Genomic DNA, 15,869 nt, shown 5'->3' with positions numbered 1-15,869 from the left:
AACCAGTTCGACGTCGTCGAGCTCAACGAGGCCTTCGCCTCGCAGGGCATCGCGGTGCTGCGCCAGCTTGGCATCGCCGAGGACGCCGCGCACGTCAACCCGAATGGCGGCGCGATCGCGCTCGGCCACCCGCTCGGCATGTCGGGCGCCCGCATCACCGGCACGGCGGCGCTGGAGCTTCGCGAGCGCGGCGGCCGCTTTGCGCTCGCCACCATGTGCATCGGCGTCGGCCAGGGTATTGCGATCGCGCTGGAGCGGGTTTGACGGGCCTTGCCGATCAATACGGCAGGCCGACGTAATTCTCCGCCAGAGCGGTAGACGCCGCTTTGGAATGCACGAGATAGTCGAGCTCGGCTTCCTGGATGCGCTGGCCGAATTCGCCCGTCTCGGGAAAACGGTGCAGGATCGTCGTCATCCACCACGAGAAACGCACCGCTTTCCAGACCCTCGCCAGCGCCTTGGCTGAATAGGCGTCGAGCCCTGCCTGAGATCTCTCGCTATAGAATTCGCGAAGCCCGGCAAAGAGATAGCGCACGTCGCTGGCGGCAAGGTTGAGGCCCTTGGCGCCGGTCGGCGGCACGATATGGGCCGCGTCGCCGACCAGGAACAGCTTTCCGAAGCGCATCGGCTCAGCGACGAAGGAGCGCAGCGGCGCGATCGACTTCTCGAAGGACGGCCCGGTGGTGACGGCGGCGGCCGTCTTCGGCGGCAAGCGCCGGCGCAACTCGTCCCAGAAACGATCGTCGGACCAGGCTTCGACGCGCTCGTCCGCCGGGCACTGCACATAGTAGCGGCTGCGGTGCGGCGAGCGCATCGAGCACAGCGCAAAGCCGCGCTCGTGATTGGCGTAGACCAGCTCGTGGTCGGCCGGCGGCACCTCCGCCAGCACACCCAGCCAGCCGAACGGATAGGTCCGCTCGAAGGTCTTCAGCGCGCCCTCCGGCACCGAGCGGCGGCTGACGCCGTGATAGCCGTCGCAGCCGGCGATGAAGTCGCAGTCGATGCGATGGCCGACACCGTCCTTGTCATAGGTGACGAAAGGCGCCGCGCCATCGAAATCATGCGGCGCGACGTTCGCGGCTTCGTAGACGGTGACCAGCCGGGCCGTTTCGCGCTTGTCCATCAGATCATGCGTCACCTCGGTCTGGCCGTAGACGGTGACATGCTTGCCGCCGGTGAGCGCCGTGAGGTCGATGCGGTGCAGGCGACCGTCGAAGGCGAGCGAGATGCCGGAATGCGGCAGTCCTTCGGCATGGAGCCTGTCTGCCGCGCCCGCCTCGCCGAGCAGGTCGACGGTCCCCTGTTCGAGCACGCCGGCGCGCACCCTGCCGAGCACATGCTCGCGGCTCGACCGTTCGAGAATGACGGTCTCGACACCAATGGTGGCGAGCAACTGGCCGAGCAGCAGGCCGGATGGGCCCGAGCCGATGATAACAACCTGTGTACGCATCAGTGTCCGAGGCTTTCGATCTGTCCGGCAAGCTCCGCGGCGAGCCGGAGTGCTCCCGCTGTCGCCACCACCATCTGCGGCAGGATCAGCCATTCCAGTGTCCAGGCGGCGCCAGAGCGCTCCTGCTCGTGCACCAGCGCCTGGTGCATGCCGGCAAGCTGGGTGGCGTTGAAGCGGGCAAGGGCCACCAGCGCCTCCGCCTTCACCGGGTTCTGCTTGTGCGGCATGGCCGACGAGCCGCCGCCCGCGGACAGTTTTATGTCCGTACCGGCCTGCCCCATCAGCGCGATGTCGTGGCCGAACTTGCCGAGGCTGCCGGTCACCAGCGACAGCCAGCTGGCGAAATCGGCCAGCGCGTCGCGCTGGCTGTGCCACTGCGGCGCATCGCCGAGGCCGAGTTTGGCGGCGTGCGCCGCGCGCACGGGCGCAGCCTTGTCGCCGAGTCTATCGAGCGTGCCGGCCGCGCCGCCGAACTGGACGACCAGCAGCCGCGCGGACTGTTCCTTCAATCTGAGTTGGTGACGCTCCAGCGGCGCCCGCCATGAGGCAATCCGATCTCCAACCGTGATCGGGATTGCCGGCTGCATGCGCGTCATCGCCATCAGCGCCCTGCCCCCGAAATCCTGTTCGAGGCCCGCAAGCCGCACGATGTTTTCGCTGAGCAGCAGGCCGATATGGTCGACCGCGCCGCTGAGCCGCAGCACCAGCGAGCTGTCGATGACGTCCTGGCTGGTCGCGCCGAAATGAACGAACGCATTGTGCGGTTCGCCGACGGCGGCCTTGATCTGGCGTACCAACTCCGGCACCACGACCCCGTCTCTGGCAACGCCGGCCCTGAGCCTGGCCGTGTCGGGCCGGAACGAGGTCAGAGCCGAGCCGATTGCCGTTGCGGCGTCGTTGGAAATGACGCCGCACTCGGCCTCGGCCTCGGCCAGGGCGCGCTCGAAAGCCAGCATCGCGTCGATGTCGGCTTCCACGGAAAAATGCCTTGCCGCCTCCTCGTCGCCGAGGAGAGCCGAAAGCAGCGGATGATCGAAGGGCGATACGGTCATGTTCCGGTCGGTCAGCTGTCGAAGAAGACCGTCTCCTTCTCGCCCTGCAGGTGGACATCGAAGACGTAGGTGTCGCCCTGGCGCTTGGCGATCAGCGTCGGAACGCGCAGGCGATGCTCGATGCGGGCAAGGATCGGGTCCTCGGCATTGGCCTTTTCCTCGTCCGAGAAATAGAGCCGGGTATGGAGGCCGATATTGATGCCGCGCGCCACGATCCACAGCGTAATGTGCGGCGCCATCAGCCGCCCGTCGCGGAACGGCACGCGGCCGGGCTTGATCGTCTGGAACAGGCAGACGCCCGTTTCCATGTCGGTCGGCTTCCGGCCCCATCCCGAAAAGCTCGGATCGGCAGCGCCGCGCAATTCGGCCGGCGAATTGTAGAAACCGTTGGCATCGGCCTGCCAGATCTCGATCAGCGCGTCCTTGAGCGGCGCGCCGGCACCGTCGAAAACGCGGATACGCAGCTCGATGCGCTCGCCCCTGGTCTCACCATTGACCATGGTCGAGCCGAGGTCGCTTTCATAGACGCCGCCGATGCCGCAGAAATTCGGCGTCAGCCCGATATGAACGTAGGGTCCCGCGGTCTGCGAAGGGCTTTCCTTCAGCCGGTCGAGCGATTGCGCCATCAATTGCCCTCCGGCCTGTTCTCGAACAGCGTCGAGCGACGTCCGCGCAGCACGATATCGAACTTGTAGGCGAGCGCGTCCATCGGGATCGTCGACTGCATGTCGAGGGTAGCAATCAGCGCTTCGATGGCTGCCTTGTCGGAAATGCCGCCGACGATCGGGCAGCGCCAGATCAGCGGATCGCCTTCGAAATACATCTGGGTGATCAGCCGCTGCGCGAAACCCTGGCCGAACACCGAAAAATGGATATGGGCAGGACGCCAGTCGTTCGGACCGTTCGGCCACGGATAGGGTCCCGGCCTGACGGTGCGAAAGGCGTAGCCGCCGTCGTCGCCGGTGATGGTGCGGCCGCAGCCGCCAAAATTCGGATCGAGCGGCGCCAGATAGCTGTCCTTCTTGTGGCGGTAGCGGCCGCCGGCATTCGCCTGCCAGAATTCGAGCAGCACGCCCGGCACACCCTTGCCCCGTTCGTCGAGCACCCGCCCATGCACGATGATGCGCTCGCCGATGGCGCTCTCGCCTGGCTGGGCGAAATTGTGAATCAGGTCGTTGTCGTACTCGCCGAGCATGGCGTGCCCGAACACCGGGCCGGTGAGTTCGGACAGCGTGTTGTCGAAGGAAAGCAGTGCCTTTTGCGGCGAGCGCAGCACCGAACTCTTGTAGCCCGGCGTGAAAGCCGGCGGATGCCAAAGGCGATCGCGCTGGAAGAAGGCGCCGGTCTCCGGCGCCCGGTTGGAGCCCGACTCAGGCATGGGCATTCTCGTCCATCTGCGCGAACACCTCCTTGGCGATCCTGAAGGCGCGGTTTGCGGCCGGTACGCCGGCATAGATCGCGACATGCAGGAAAGCCTCGCAGATATCGTCGCGCGATGCGCCGGTGTTGGCGGTGGCGCGCACATGCATGGCCACCTCCTCGTCATGGCCGAGTGCCGCAAGCAGCGCCAGCGTCACGATCGAGCGCTCGCGCTTCGACCAGCCCGGCCGCGCCCACACCGTTCCCCACGCGGCTTCGGTGATCAGGTGCTGAAACGGCCGGTCGAAATCGGTGGCCGCATCCTCGGCCCGGTCGACATGGGAATCGCCGAGCACGGATCGCCGGACCTCAAGTCCGGTCCGGTATCGGGTTGTGTTCTTGGAAATGTCATCCATGGATTTGCTTTCCGCTGGGAAGCGATGCGATGAAATCGCGGATCAGCCCGGTAAACGGCCCGGGCTGCTCGACGCAGGGAATGTGGCCGGCATTGCGGATCACCTCGAAGCGCGCACCAGGGATGAGATCGGCAAGCGAGCGCACGAGATCGGGCGGCGTCGAGCCGTCCTGGTCACCGACGATGCAGAGCGTGGGCACCGCGATGCGGGGCGCGGCCTCGGTGAAGTCAGCATCGCGAACGGCGGCGCAGGTGCCGATATAGCCGGCGAGCGGCTGCCTGGTCAGCATGTTCCAGCAGCCGTCGAGATCGGTGGAACGCTCCGCGTGGAAGGCAGGGGTGAACCACAGCTTGAGCACGGCGTCGGCAATCTCCTGGATGCCTTTGCTTTCGACCGTCGCGATGCGTGTGTTCCAGCTGTCGGCCGTGCCGATCTTGTGCGCCGTGTCGCTTAGGATGAGGGCCTCAACGCTTTCGGGGCGCCGCGCATAGAACCCCTGCGCGATCAGGCCGCCGACCGACAGGCCGCACAGCACGACCTTGGCCAGGCCGAAGTGATCGACGAGGCCGCAGAGGTCATCGACATGATCGTCGATCGAGCTGACGCCGCCGATGTCGGACAGCCCGTGCCCGCGCTTGTCATAGACGAGCGTCGGCATTTCATCGCCGAGCAGCGAGACAATTTCGTCCCAGATCCGGAAGTCGGTCCCCAGCGAATTCATGAATATGATCGGGCACGCATTGCCAGTCCCCGGCCTGTAGCGGTGGTGCAGCGTAACGCCGCCAATGCTGACGAATGGCACGATTTCGATCCTCCGATGTTAGCTTGCACTAGGTATTTGGTTCGGTAAAATGATATTTTGCGGCGTTTCATTAACTCCGAGGTTATCGAACCATGGCCGAAAGCCGCATCCGCTTCCGACACCTGCAAGCGTTTCTCGAAGTGGCGCGGCAAGGCAGCGTGGCAAGGGCGGCCGAATTCCTGCATGTCAGCGCGCCGGCCGTGACCAAGACATTGCGCGAGTTGGAAGAGGCGCTCGGCATCGCCGTCGTCGAACGCGACGGCCGCGGCATCCGCGTCACGCGGCTCGGCGAGATCTTCCTCGGCCATGCCGGCACGGCGATCACGGCACTGAAGCGCGGCGTCGATTCCGTCCGCCAGGACGGCGCAATCAATCGCCATCCGATCCGCATCGGCGCCTTGCCGACCGTATCGGCGCGGGTGATGCCGCTGGCGATGAGCCTGTTCCTGAGCGAGAACACGGGTGCCGCCATCAAGATCGTCACCGGCGAGAACGCGGTGCTGCTCGAGCAGTTGCGAGTCGGCGCGCTCGACCTCGTCGTCGGCCGTCTCGCCGCTCCGGAGAACATGACCGGCTTCTTCTTCGAGCATCTCTATTCCGAGCAGGTGCTGTTCGTGGTGCGGGACGGGCACCCGCTGCTGGAGCCGGGAGCCGACATCTTCGCCCGCCTCGATGAGTTCCCCGTGCTGATGCCAACCAGGGAATCCGTCATCCGTCCCTTCGTCGACCGTCTCTTCATCACCAATGGCATGACCGCGCCCAAAACCGAGATCGAGACCGTCTCGGATTCCTTCGGACGTTCCTTCATGCGCCAGAGCAATGCGGTCTGGATCATCTCGGCCGGCGTCGTCGCCAACGAGATCGCCAGCGGCGCCTTCGTCGCCTTGCCAGTCGACACCGAGGAGACCAAGGGACCGGTCGGCCTGACCATGCGCACCGACACTGCTCCCTCTCCGGCCTTTTCCATCCTGCTGCAGACGATCCGCGAGGCGGCACGGCATAGCGCCTGACAACGGACTCCGTTCGGCGTGTCTTTTCGTAACCTACGGGTTAATGAAACACCGCAAAATATCATTTTACCGAACCAAACCGCTAGTGCAATGTGACCGTGGAGGATCAAAGGCGAGCCCCGGCTGGCGGCACCCGGAAAACCGGTTGCGGCCCGCGTGGGGCGGCCACTGAGGGAGGAGCAGATGACTGAGACTATCGGCAGCAAACCCGTTATCGCCGGCATGTCGCGGCGCCAGTTCATTGCCACTTCGGTGGCCGGCGGCGCGGCCCTTGCGCTCGGCCGCGGCAAGGCCTTCGCGCAGGCCGCGGACACCCTGAAGGTCGGCTTCGTCAGCCCGCGCACCGGGCCTCTCGGCGGTTTCGGCGAGACCGACGGCTATGTGCTCGACCTGGCCCGAAAGGCGCTCGCCAATGGCATCGAGCTCGGCGGCAAGAAATACAGCGTCGAGATCCTCGACCAGGACACGCAGTCGGACCCCTCGCGCGCCGGCCAACTCGCCAAGGACCTGATAAACAACCAGGCCATCGACCTGATGCTCGCGGTGTCCACGCCTGAGGTAATCAACCCGGTGGCCGACGCCTGCGAAGCGGCCGGCGTGCCTTGCCTGTCGACGGTCATGCCTTGGGAAGCCTGGTATTTCGGCCGCGGCGCCAAGCCGGGCCAGCCTTCGCCGTTCAAATGGACCTATCATTTCGGCTTCGGCGTCGACGAATTCTTCAAGGCCTATGTCTCGCAGTGGACTCTGATCGAGACCAACAAGAAGGTCGGCGTCATGTATCCGAACGACGCCGACGGCAATGCCATCCGTGCCCATCTTGCGCCGCTGCTCGCCAAGCAGGGCTTCACCATCGTCGACCCCGGCGCCTACGAGACCGGCACCACCGACTATTCCTCGCAGATCGCGCTGTTCAAGCAGGAAGGCGTCGAGATCTTCAATTCCTTCCCGATCCCGCCGGATTTCGCCGCGTTCTGGCGTCAGGCGGCGCAGCAGGGCCTGACCCGGCAGATCAAGATCGCCCAGGTCGCCAAGACCGGCCTGTTCCCGTCCGATATCGAGGCGCTGGGCGATCTCGGCATGAAGCTTTCAAGCGCCGCCTACTGGCACAAGGCCTTCCCCTACAAGTCGCCGCTGACCGGCGTCTCCGGAAGCGAGCTGGCCGACGGCTACGAGGCGGCGAGCGGCAAGCAGTGGACGCAGCAGCTCGGCGCCTCGATGTCGCTGCTCGACGCCGGGTTCGAAGCGCTGAAGGCCAGCACCGATGCCAAGGACAAGGCGGCGGTCGCGAAGGCTCTCAGCACGCTCAACACCGAGACGATGATCGGCAAGGTCGACTTTACCAGCGGCCCAGTCGCCAATGTCTCGCCCGGCCCGATCATCGGCACGCAGTGGGTGGCGGCGAAGGAGGGCAGCAAATTCGCGCTCGACTATGTGGTGACCGAAAACGCCACCGACCCGAAGGTGCCGGTCGAAGCCAAGCTGCAGCCGTACAACGGCTGATTGGACTGCTGACGGGGTTCGCATCGTGACCATTTCGCCCAACGCTGCGATCCTCAATGCCGCCGGCATCCACAAGCGCTTCGGCGCGCTGGTGGTGCTCGACGACATCGACTTCGCCATGCAGGCCGACGAGGCGGTCGGCATTGTCGGCCCGAACGGCGCCGGCAAGACGACATTGCTCAGCGTGATGTCCGGCGCCTATCCGCCGAACGCCGGTACCGTCGCCTTCAAGGGCGGCGATGTCACGTCGCTGCCGGCAACGGCGCGCTGCCGGCTCGGCCTCGTGCGCACGCATCAGGTGCCGAAACCGTTCGGCGGCATGACCACGTTCGAGAATGTCTTCATCGCCGCCTCGCATGGCGCCGGACTCAAGCGCGACGAAGCCTATGAGGAGGCACTTGCCTCGTTGAAACTGTGCGGCATGCTTGGCGTCGCCAACCGCCGTGCCGAGACGCTCGGCCTGCTGGACCGCAAGCGGTTGGAGCTCGCCCGGGCGCTCGCTGCCAGGCCGACGCTGCTTCTGCTCGACGAGATCGGCGGCGGACTGACCGACGGCGAGGCCGGCGAGTTGGTCGAGACCATCAGGGAATTGCGGCGCCGCAAGATCGGCATCGTCTGGATCGAGCACATCGTCCACATCCTGTTGCAGGTGGCCGGGCGGCTGATCTGCATGGATGCGGGAAAGATCATCGCCGACGGCGAGCCGCAAGCGGTCATGGCCGACCCGCAGGTGATCCACGCCTATTTCGGCGGAGGCCCGAAATGAGCCTGCTTTCGGTCGAGGATCTCGTTGTCCGCCACGGCCTGTTGCAGGCGGTGCGCGGCGTGAGTTTCGACGTCGAGCGCGGCGAGACGCTGGCGCTGGTCGGCGCCAACGGCGCCGGCAAGACGACGCTGCTGAGAGCCATCGCCGGCGCGCATCCGCAGGCATCGGGGCGCGTGCGATTCGATGGCGTCGATCTTTCCGGCGTGCCCTCGCACAGCAGAGTCGGCATGGGCATCGCGCTGGTGCCAGAAGGCAGGAAACTGTTCGTCGACATGACGGTCGAGGAGAACCTGCTGCTCGGACGAAGCGCCGGCCGCCCCGGCGACTGGAGCGTCGACAGGGTGCTCGACACGTTTCCGAACCTCAAGCCGCGCCGCCGCGCCAAGACCGGGCATCTCTCCGGCGGCGAACAGCAGGCAACCGCCATCGGCCGCGCGTTGATGAGCAATCCGCAACTGCTTTTGCTCGACGAGGTCTCGCTTGGCCTGTCGCCGCTGGTCGTCGACCGCGTCTACGCCTCGCTGCACGGCCTGATCAGCTCCGGTACGACGATCATCCTCGTCGAACAGGATCTCAACCGTGCCCTCTCCGTCTCCGACAAGGTCATCTGCATGCTGGAGGGACGGATCGCGCTTGCCGGAGACAGCAAGAGCGTGTCGCGCGACGAGGTGACGAAAGCCTATTTCGGCCTGCATCGGAAGGGCGCCGGAGGCATGCCGGCATGAGCAACCAGATCGTCCAGGGCATCCTGCTCGGCGGCTATTACGCGCTGATCGCCTGCGGCCTCTCCTTCATGTTTTCGGTGATGCGCATCATCAACCTCGCCCATGGCAGCCTCGCCGTGCTGTCAGCCTTCGCGCTGTGGCTGTTCGCCTCGCGCTTCCACATTTCACCCTTCCTTGGACTGCTGATCGTCCTGCCGCCGATGGCCGCGATCGGCTGGGCCTTGCAGCGCTTCCTGCTCGAACGCAGCGCGCGCGGCGGCGCGCTGTTGCCGATCCTGACAACCTTCGGCCTCGCCACCGTCATCGACAATCTCTTGTTCGAGCAGTTCGGCGCCGACACGCGCTCGCTGGCGCCCTTTATCGGCAGCCTCTCCTACGATTCCTGGGAATGGCCAGGCAGCATCTATGTCGGCAAGCTCGCGGTCATCATCTTCGTCACCGCCGTGGTGCTGCTTGGCGGGCTGCAGCTTTTCCTCACTCGCACCGGCCTCGGCCGTTCGATCCGCGCGACCTCGGCGGACCCTGATACCGCCGGCCTGGTCGGCGTCGATGCGCGCCGCGCCAATGCGGTCGCCGCGTCGATCGCCATGGTCACGGTCGGTCTCGCCGGCGCCTTCCTCGGCATGCGCGCCACCTTCGATCCCTATGCCGGCGCGCCGCAGTTGCTGTTCGCCTTCGAGGCGGCGGTCATCGGCGGCGCCGGCTCGCTGTGGGGCACGCTGATCGGCGGCATCGTGCTGGCGCTCGCCCAGACGCTCGGCGCCCAGGTGCATCCGCAGGGCTTTCTGATCGGCGGCCATGTCGCGTTCCTGATCGCCCTGTTCATACGCCTGTCCACCTCCGGCCTCGGCCTGCGCGGCCTGCTGCGCCTGCCCGCGGGGAAGGCATCATGAGCGCCGCCTCCCCTGTCATCGAGCGCGGCACCGCCGCCTCGCGCATTGCCGCCATCGCGGTGGCCCTGATCATCGCGCTGCTGGCGATCGCGCCGCAATTCCTGTCGGCAGGCGCCGTCGACCGGATGACCGCGCTGTTCATCTATGTGATCCTCGCGGCGATGTGGAACGCGCTCGCCGGTTTCGGCGGACTGGTCTCGGTCGGCCAGCAGGTGTTCTTCGGCCTCGGCGCCTATTTCAGCATCCGGCTGGCGGATGCCGGCCTCAATCCTTTCGTCGCGCTCTTCGTCTCGGCGATCGTCGTCGGCGCTGTCTCCTGGCCGATCTCGCTGTTCATGCTGCGGCTCAGGAACGGCGAGTTCGCCATCGGCATGTGGGTGATCGCGGCCCTCACCCATCTCCTCGTCAACCTCGACCGGCTGGTGCAGGGCGAGACCGGCACGTCGCTGATCTCGCTCAACGTCTACGACGCTTCGACCAGACGCGTGGCGATCTACTGGCTGGCGCTGGCGTCGATGACCGCCCTGCTTGCCGTCCTGTTCGGCCTGCTGCGCGGCAGCACCGGTGCCGCCATCCGCGCCATCCGCGACAACGAGGATGCGGCGGCCTCCGTCGGCGTGCGCGTTACCGGCACCAAGCGGCTGCTTTTCGTGCTCGCCGCCTTTGGCATCGGCGTTGCCGGCGCGCTGTGGCTGGCGACCTCGATCACCTTCCAGCCGAAGACCTATTTCAGCGTCCAGTGGACAGCCTACATGATCTTCATGGTGCTGGTCGGCGGCATCGGCACCTTCGAGGGCGCCATCCTTGGCGCGCTGCTCTTCTTCCTCATCGAGACCTGGTTCGGCGGTGCCGGCGTCTGGTACCTGATCGGCCTCGGCGCCACGGCCCTCGCCTTCTCGCTACTGTTGCCGCGCGGCCTGTGGGGAACGCTGGAGGAGCGATTTGGGCTGCGCCTGCTGCCCGTCGGCTATAGCGTCAGGCTTCCCGTCAACGCGACCCAAACGACGGGCGAGACCGCTTCGCCGGCACCGACAACGACATCTCGGGAGAAGGCCTGACCATGCTTTTCGGCAAGACCATCCTCATCACCGGCGTCGCCTCCGGCATCGGCGCCCGCACGGCGGAACTCGCCGGCCAACTCGGCGCCGACGTGATCGGCGTCGACGTGCGTGAGCCAGCAGCAAGTGCTGGCAGCTTCGTCAAGGCCGACATCTCGTCGAGGGCAGGCGTCGACGAACTGGTGGCACGGCTGCCGCAGCGCCTCGATGCGCTCTGCAACGTCGCCGGCCTTTCCGGCAACACCGGCGCCGTGTCGACGCTCGCCGTCAATTTCTACGGGCTGCGTGCGCTTTCCGAGGCGCTGGCGCCGAAGCTTCGCGAAGGCGGTGCCATCGTCAATGTCGCCTCGATCGCCGGCTTCGGCTGGCGCGCCAATCTCAACCGCGCCGCTTCGATGATCGGCATCGAGGGCTTTCCCGATGTCGCCAGGGTGGTCGCCGACCATGCGGTCAAGAACGAGGAAGGCTATCCGGTCTCGAAGGAGCTTCTGCTGCTGTGGACTTTCCGCGCCGCGCATCAGGAGCGTTTCAAGAGCCGCGGCATCCGCGTCAATGCGGTCAGCCCAGGCCCGGTCGAGACGCCGATCCTGAAGCAGTTCCGCGCCGTGCTCGGCGACGACCGCGTCGACAGCGATATTTCGCGGGTGGGTCGTGCCGGCACGTCGGGCGATATCGCGCCGGTCGTGCTGTTCCTGTGCTCGGATGGCGCGCGCTGGATCAACGGCGCCAACGTGCCGGTCGACGGCGGCCTCGAAGCCTCGATCAACGCCGAGGTGCTCGGCTTCTAATCTGAACTTGCAACGCTCCACCGGGAGCGAGGGAGAGAACAATGGATATCGGACTTCTGATCGACGGCGACGAAAGGGCGGCGTCCGGCAAGGCCTCCTATGAGCGCCTGGACCCATTCACCGGCAAACTGGCGACGCGCGCCGCCGCGGCCAGTGTCGCCGACGCCAACGCCGCCGTTGCCGCCGCCGCCGCCGCCTTCCCGGCATGGTCGCGGACCGGCCCCGGCGAACGCCGCGCCTTGCTCTCCAAGGCGGCCGACGTCATGGCCTCCAAGGTCAGCGAATTCACAAAATTGATGATGGAAGAGACCGGCGCTACCGGCCCCTGGGCCGGCTTCAACGTCATGCTGGCCGCCAACATGCTGCGCGAGGCCGCCGCCATGACGACGCAGATCTCGGGCGAGATCATCCCCTCGGACAAGCCGGGCACGCTGGCCATGGCCATCCGCCAGCCGGCCGGCGTCTGCCTCGGCATCGCGCCGTGGAACGCACCCGTCATCCTCGGCACCCGCGCGCTGGCGATGCCGCTCGCCTGCGGCAACACGGTGGTGCTCAAGGCCTCCGAGATGTGCCCCGGCACGCACCGGCTGATCGGCCAGGTTCTGGTCGAGGCCGGTCTGCCCAAGGGCGTCGTCAACGTCGTCACCAACGATCCGAAGGACGCGGCCGGCATCGTCGAAGCGCTGGTCGCGCATCCGGCCGTCAAGCGCGTCAACTTCACCGGCTCGACCAAGGTCGGCCGCATCATCGCCGAGCTTGCAGGAAGGCATCTCAAGCCGGCCTTGCTCGAGCTCGGCGGCAAGGCGCCGCTACTGGTGCTGGACGACGCCGACATCGACGCGGCGGTCAATGCCGCGACCTTCGGCGCCTTCATGCATCAGGGCCAGATCTGTATGTCGACGGAACGGTTGATCGTCGACGACAAGGTCGCCGACGAGTTCGTCGCTAGGCTCGCCGCCCGTGCCGCGCAACTGCCGGCAGGCGATCCGCGCGGCCACGTCGTGCTGGGCTCGCTGATCAGTAGCCAGGCCGCCGACAAGATGGAGGAACTGGTCGCCGACGCAGTCGCCAAGGGCGCGAAGCTTGTCGCCGGCGGCAAGCGCGCCGGCACTGTGGTGGAAGCGACGTTGCTTGATCACGTGACGCCTTCGATGCGCGTCTATGCCGAAGAATCCTTCGGGCCGGTCAAGCCAGTCATTCGCGTCAAGGGCGAGGACGAGGCGGTGCGCGTCGCCAACGACACCGAATACGGCCTGTCGTCGGCCGTCTTCAGCCGCGACATCAAGCGCGCCATGGCGGTCGCTGCCCGCATTCAGGCCGGCATCTGCCACATCAACGGCCCGACCGTCGGCGACGAGGCGCAGATGCCGTTCGGCGGTGTCAAAGGTTCCGGCTACGGCCGCTTCGGCGGCAAGGCCTCGATCGCCGAATTCACCGACCTGCGCTGGGTGACGATCGAGGATCCCGGCCAGCACTACCCGTTCTGACGGAGAGCCTGGCGACCTTCTATCTGCCGAGGCTCAGCCCTGCCTTCCTCGCCTCGTCGCGCAGGAACGGCAGGCCGACCTCGATGACGTCGCGCGGGTCTTCAGCCACCGGGCGCCACACCGCCAGTCCGCCGGCGATGTCGACGTCGACATGGTTCATGCTTTCGAGCGTGATCGGCCCCTCGTAGCCGATGTCGGCGATTGCCTTCATGCAGGCCGCCCAGTTGATCATGCCGCGCCCCGGCACGCCGCGGTTTGCCTCCGACACATGCACATAGCCGAGGAAGGGCGCGGCCGCCTCGAAGCCGGCCGCAAAGCTCTCCTCCTCGATATGCATGTGGTAGGTGTCGAGGTGGATGAAGATATTCTCCGCCCCGACCCGCTCGATGACCCTGGTCGCATCGATACCGCGGTTGATCAGATGCGTCTCGTAGCGGTTGCAGGGCTCGATGCCGAGCTTCAGCCCGCGCGCCTTCGCCGACTTCGCCGCCCGCTCGAGGAAGCGGCACATACCGTCGATCTCCTTGCGCGTCGGCGCCCGGCCGGTAGTCTTGCCGATCGTGCCGTAGGTAACGCCGCCGAGCGCCTCGCTGCCCACCTCATTGCAGACCTTGAAGGCCGGCTGCAGGAAGTCGAGGGCCTCGTCCGGCCGCTCGACCACATCGAGGGAGCGCGGCAGGCCGAGCGAGGGGATCAGCTCGACGCCGTAGTGCGTGGCGAAGCCGCGCGTGCGCTTGGTGTCGATCTCCTCAGGGCGCAGCAGCGGGATTTCCATCAGCCCGATGCCGTGTTCCTTCAGCCGGTCCATCTGCGGTTCGATGCGGGCAAGGTCCCAGACCGGAGCGATGGCGAAAGTGTGCAGTCCAAAAGTGTTCATATGTTTAGCCTCGTTGTTCATGCGCCGCCGCGGCGCTGATATCGCCGCCGCCGACGATGCGGCTGACGACTTCGTTCATGTTCGTCTTGCTGGTGACGAGATCCGCATCGGCGCGGCCGTGGCGCAGCACGACGATGCGGTCGGTGACCGACAGCACGTCGTTCAGCCGGTGCGAGATCAGGATAACGGCGATGCCCTCCGACCGCAGCCGCCGGATCAGGTCGAGCACGCTCTGCACCTCGCGCACGGCAAGCGCCGCCGTTGGCTCGTCCATGATCACCAGCTTCGGATTAAAGGTCAGCGCGCGAGCGATCGCCACCGTCTGCTGCTGGCCGCCCGAGAACGAGCCGACCGACCGGTTGATCGACGGTAGCCGCGCGCCGAGCCGCTCGATCATCCTGGACGCCTCGCGGTCCATCGCCGCCTTGTCGACGAAGCCGGGAAACAGGCCGAACACCTTCCTGGTCGGCTCGCGGCCGAGAAAGATATTCGACGCCACGTCCTGCTGCTTGGCCAGCGACAGATCCTGATAGATCATCTCGATGCCGAGCTCGCGCCGTTGGCCGGGGTCGAGCGCAAGGATGTCCTTGCCGTCGTATTCGATCGAGCCCGAATCGGCGCGGTAGATGCCGGTGATGGTCTTCATCAGCGTCGACTTGCCGGCGCCATTGTCGCCGACGAGGCCGACCACCTCGCCGGCCGCGACCGAGAGATCGACACCGTGCAGCACGTCGACCGCGCCAAAACTCTTGCGGATGCCTTGAAGCGAAAGAAGCGTCATACGCGCGACTCCTTCCGGACCTGATACTGGTCGATGAAGACGGCGAGGATCAGCACCGCGCCGATCGCCATCTGCTGATAGTAGGACTGCACCGCAAGCAGCGTCAGCCCGTTCTGCAGCACGCCCATGATCAGCGCGCCGATCATCGTGCCGAGGATCGAGGCGCGGCCGCCGAACAAATTGGTGCCGCCGATGATCGCCGCGGTGATCGCGGTGAGCTCGTAGTTGATGCCGGCGGTCGGGTCGCCGGCATTGACGCGGGCGGTGAACAGCAGGCCGGCGAGCCCGGCGGCACCCGCGGCCGCCACAGTAGCCAGGCCGGCGGCGCTGCCGGCCATCAGCGGCACGGATCGGCGAAAGCCGAACTGCGCGCCGGAGGCCGTCGACAGGGTCGTGGCAATGCCCGGCGTCGAGGTGGAGATGAGAGCGAACAGGGCGAGTGGAAGGATGGTTTTGAACATGCAGGCTCCTTTCGCGGGAACCTGCATGCTAAAGCGCGCTTCGCATCAGTAAATGCAATGTTTGATATGATTTGCATTAACATCTATAATGCCAAAATGATCCGCAATCTCGACACCGCGTTGATCCGAACCTTCGTCACCGTCACCGACAGGGCCAGCATGACGGCGGCGGCCAATGCGCTGAACCTGACGCAAGGCGCCGTCAGCCAGCAGATCAAGCGGCTGGAGGACGTTCTCGACTGCAGCCTGTTCGAGCGCGACCGGCGCGGCTTGCGGCTGACCAGGGCAGGCGAGCGGCTGTTCGGCAAGGGCAGGCGCCTGCTCTCGCTCAATGACGAGATCTGGGCCGAGATTGCCGGCAGCGCGGTTGCGGGGAAGGTCAGGCTCGGCGTGGCCTACGATCTTGTCGGCACCTTGCTCGCGCCGGTGCTCAAGGCCTATGCC

General features: G+C 66.1%; 18 protein-coding genes and 1 pseudogene. 10 read left to right on the top strand and 9 right to left on the bottom strand.

All coding sequences use genetic code 11. From position 1 onward, the window contains the following. Positions 1-264: pseudogene (locus EN742_RS07145) on the top strand (3-oxoadipyl-CoA thiolase); the annotation flags it as partial. Positions 265-277: 13 nt separating this feature from the next. Here EN742_RS07145 and pobA read toward each other — a convergent pair. From pobA to pcaD, 6 genes are read right to left on the bottom strand one after another with little or no spacing between them, the layout of a single operon-like run. Next, positions 278-1,450 carry a 4-hydroxybenzoate 3-monooxygenase gene (gene pobA / locus EN742_RS07140; RefSeq protein ID WP_127423088.1) on the bottom strand — a complete coding sequence of 391 codons (1,173 nt, stop codon included), beginning with the start codon at positions 1,448-1,450 and terminating at the stop codon, positions 278-280. Further along, positions 1,450-2,502 carry a 3-carboxy-cis,cis-muconate cycloisomerase gene (locus tag EN742_RS07135; RefSeq protein ID WP_127423089.1) on the bottom strand — a complete coding sequence of 351 codons (1,053 nt, stop codon included), beginning with the start codon at positions 2,500-2,502 and terminating at the stop codon, positions 1,450-1,452. Before EN742_RS07135 ends, pobA begins: the two co-directional genes overlap by 1 nt. A gap of 11 nt (positions 2,503-2,513) precedes the next feature. After that, a complete protein-coding gene (gene pcaG / locus EN742_RS07130) occupies positions 2,514-3,128 on the bottom strand; it encodes a protocatechuate 3,4-dioxygenase subunit alpha (RefSeq protein ID WP_127407402.1) in 615 nt (204 codons plus the stop codon). Then, complete coding sequence (gene pcaH, locus EN742_RS07125) at positions 3,128-3,886, bottom strand: protocatechuate 3,4-dioxygenase subunit beta (RefSeq protein WP_126058990.1); 759 nt, start codon at positions 3,884-3,886, stop codon at positions 3,128-3,130. The genes pcaG and pcaH overlap by 1 nt, the downstream gene beginning before the upstream one ends. Continuing rightward, complete coding sequence (gene pcaC / locus EN742_RS07120; protein ID WP_126058989.1) at positions 3,873-4,277, bottom strand: 4-carboxymuconolactone decarboxylase; 405 nt, start codon at positions 4,275-4,277, stop codon at positions 3,873-3,875. The genes pcaH and pcaC overlap by 14 nt, the downstream gene beginning before the upstream one ends. Continuing rightward, positions 4,270-5,079 (bottom strand): 3-oxoadipate enol-lactonase, encoded by an 810-nt coding sequence (gene pcaD, locus EN742_RS07115; RefSeq protein ID WP_126058988.1) that lies wholly within the window; start codon positions 5,077-5,079, stop codon positions 4,270-4,272. Before pcaD ends, pcaC begins: the two co-directional genes overlap by 8 nt. Positions 5,080-5,171: 92 nt before the next feature. Here pcaD and pcaQ point away from each other — a divergent pair, with 92 nt between their 5' ends. The 8 genes from pcaQ to EN742_RS07075 all read left to right on the top strand — a co-directional run bounded on the left by pcaQ (position 5,172) and on the right by EN742_RS07075 (position 13,306). Beyond that, a complete protein-coding gene (pcaQ, locus tag EN742_RS07110; protein WP_127422985.1) occupies positions 5,172-6,089 on the top strand; it encodes a pca operon transcription factor PcaQ in 918 nt (305 codons plus the stop codon). A gap of 183 nt (positions 6,090-6,272) precedes the next feature. Further along, on the top strand, positions 6,273-7,589 hold the full coding sequence (locus tag EN742_RS07105; protein WP_189375217.1) for an ABC transporter substrate-binding protein: 1,317 nt from the start codon (positions 6,273-6,275) through the stop codon (positions 7,587-7,589). 31 nt (positions 7,590-7,620) lie between these two features. Continuing rightward, on the top strand, positions 7,621-8,355 hold the full coding sequence (locus tag EN742_RS07100) for an ABC transporter ATP-binding protein (protein WP_281033513.1): 735 nt from the start codon (positions 7,621-7,623) through the stop codon (positions 8,353-8,355). After that, entirely contained in the window at positions 8,352-9,080 is a 729-nt protein-coding gene (locus EN742_RS07095; protein WP_127405529.1) for an ABC transporter ATP-binding protein, read from the top strand. Before EN742_RS07100 ends, EN742_RS07095 begins: the two co-directional genes overlap by 4 nt. Next, the gene (locus EN742_RS07090) at positions 9,077-9,973 is read left to right on the top strand and encodes a branched-chain amino acid ABC transporter permease (RefSeq protein WP_127405528.1); all 897 of its coding nucleotides are present in this window, start codon (positions 9,077-9,079) and stop codon (positions 9,971-9,973) included. Before EN742_RS07095 ends, EN742_RS07090 begins: the two co-directional genes overlap by 4 nt. Continuing rightward, positions 9,970-11,031, top strand: a complete 1,062-nt coding sequence (locus EN742_RS07085) for a branched-chain amino acid ABC transporter permease (RefSeq protein WP_127405527.1) — start codon at positions 9,970-9,972, stop codon at positions 11,029-11,031. Before EN742_RS07090 ends, EN742_RS07085 begins: the two co-directional genes overlap by 4 nt. Before the next feature lie 2 nt (positions 11,032-11,033). Then, on the top strand, positions 11,034-11,819 hold the full coding sequence (locus EN742_RS07080) for a coniferyl-alcohol dehydrogenase (protein WP_127405526.1): 786 nt from the start codon (positions 11,034-11,036) through the stop codon (positions 11,817-11,819). A 41-nt stretch (positions 11,820-11,860) separates the two neighbouring features. Next, positions 11,861-13,306 carry an aldehyde dehydrogenase gene (locus EN742_RS07075; protein WP_127405525.1) on the top strand — a complete coding sequence of 482 codons (1,446 nt, stop codon included), beginning with the start codon at positions 11,861-11,863 and terminating at the stop codon, positions 13,304-13,306. A 19-nt stretch (positions 13,307-13,325) separates the two neighbouring features. Here the strand turns inward: EN742_RS07075 and EN742_RS07070 are convergent, their stop codons facing one another. The 3 genes from EN742_RS07070 to EN742_RS38615 are packed head-to-tail and all read right to left on the bottom strand — an operon-like array spanning position 13,326 to position 15,425. Next, positions 13,326-14,183, bottom strand: coding sequence for a sugar phosphate isomerase/epimerase family protein (locus EN742_RS07070; RefSeq protein ID WP_127405524.1), 858 nt, complete (start codon positions 14,181-14,183; stop codon positions 13,326-13,328). A 4-nt stretch (positions 14,184-14,187) separates the two neighbouring features. Beyond that, the gene (locus EN742_RS07065) at positions 14,188-14,964 is read right to left on the bottom strand and encodes an ATP-binding cassette domain-containing protein (RefSeq protein ID WP_126058979.1); all 777 of its coding nucleotides are present in this window, start codon (positions 14,962-14,964) and stop codon (positions 14,188-14,190) included. Next, complete coding sequence (locus EN742_RS38615) at positions 14,961-15,425, bottom strand: hypothetical protein (RefSeq protein WP_128332594.1); 465 nt, start codon at positions 15,423-15,425, stop codon at positions 14,961-14,963. The genes EN742_RS07065 and EN742_RS38615 overlap by 4 nt, the downstream gene beginning before the upstream one ends. Before the next feature lie 96 nt (positions 15,426-15,521). Here EN742_RS38615 and EN742_RS07055 point away from each other — a divergent pair. Then, positions 15,522-15,869: LysR family transcriptional regulator (locus tag EN742_RS07055; RefSeq protein ID WP_148670045.1), on the top strand; the 348-nt coding region annotated here is incomplete at its 3' end.

It is taken from the genome of Mesorhizobium sp. M4A.F.Ca.ET.020.02.1.1 (assembly GCF_004022645.1).
Taxonomy (GTDB): Bacteria; Pseudomonadota; Alphaproteobacteria; order Rhizobiales; family Rhizobiaceae; genus Mesorhizobium.
Note: the sequence above shows the minus strand (reverse complement) of the source record. Positions and strands in the feature narration are given on the sequence as shown.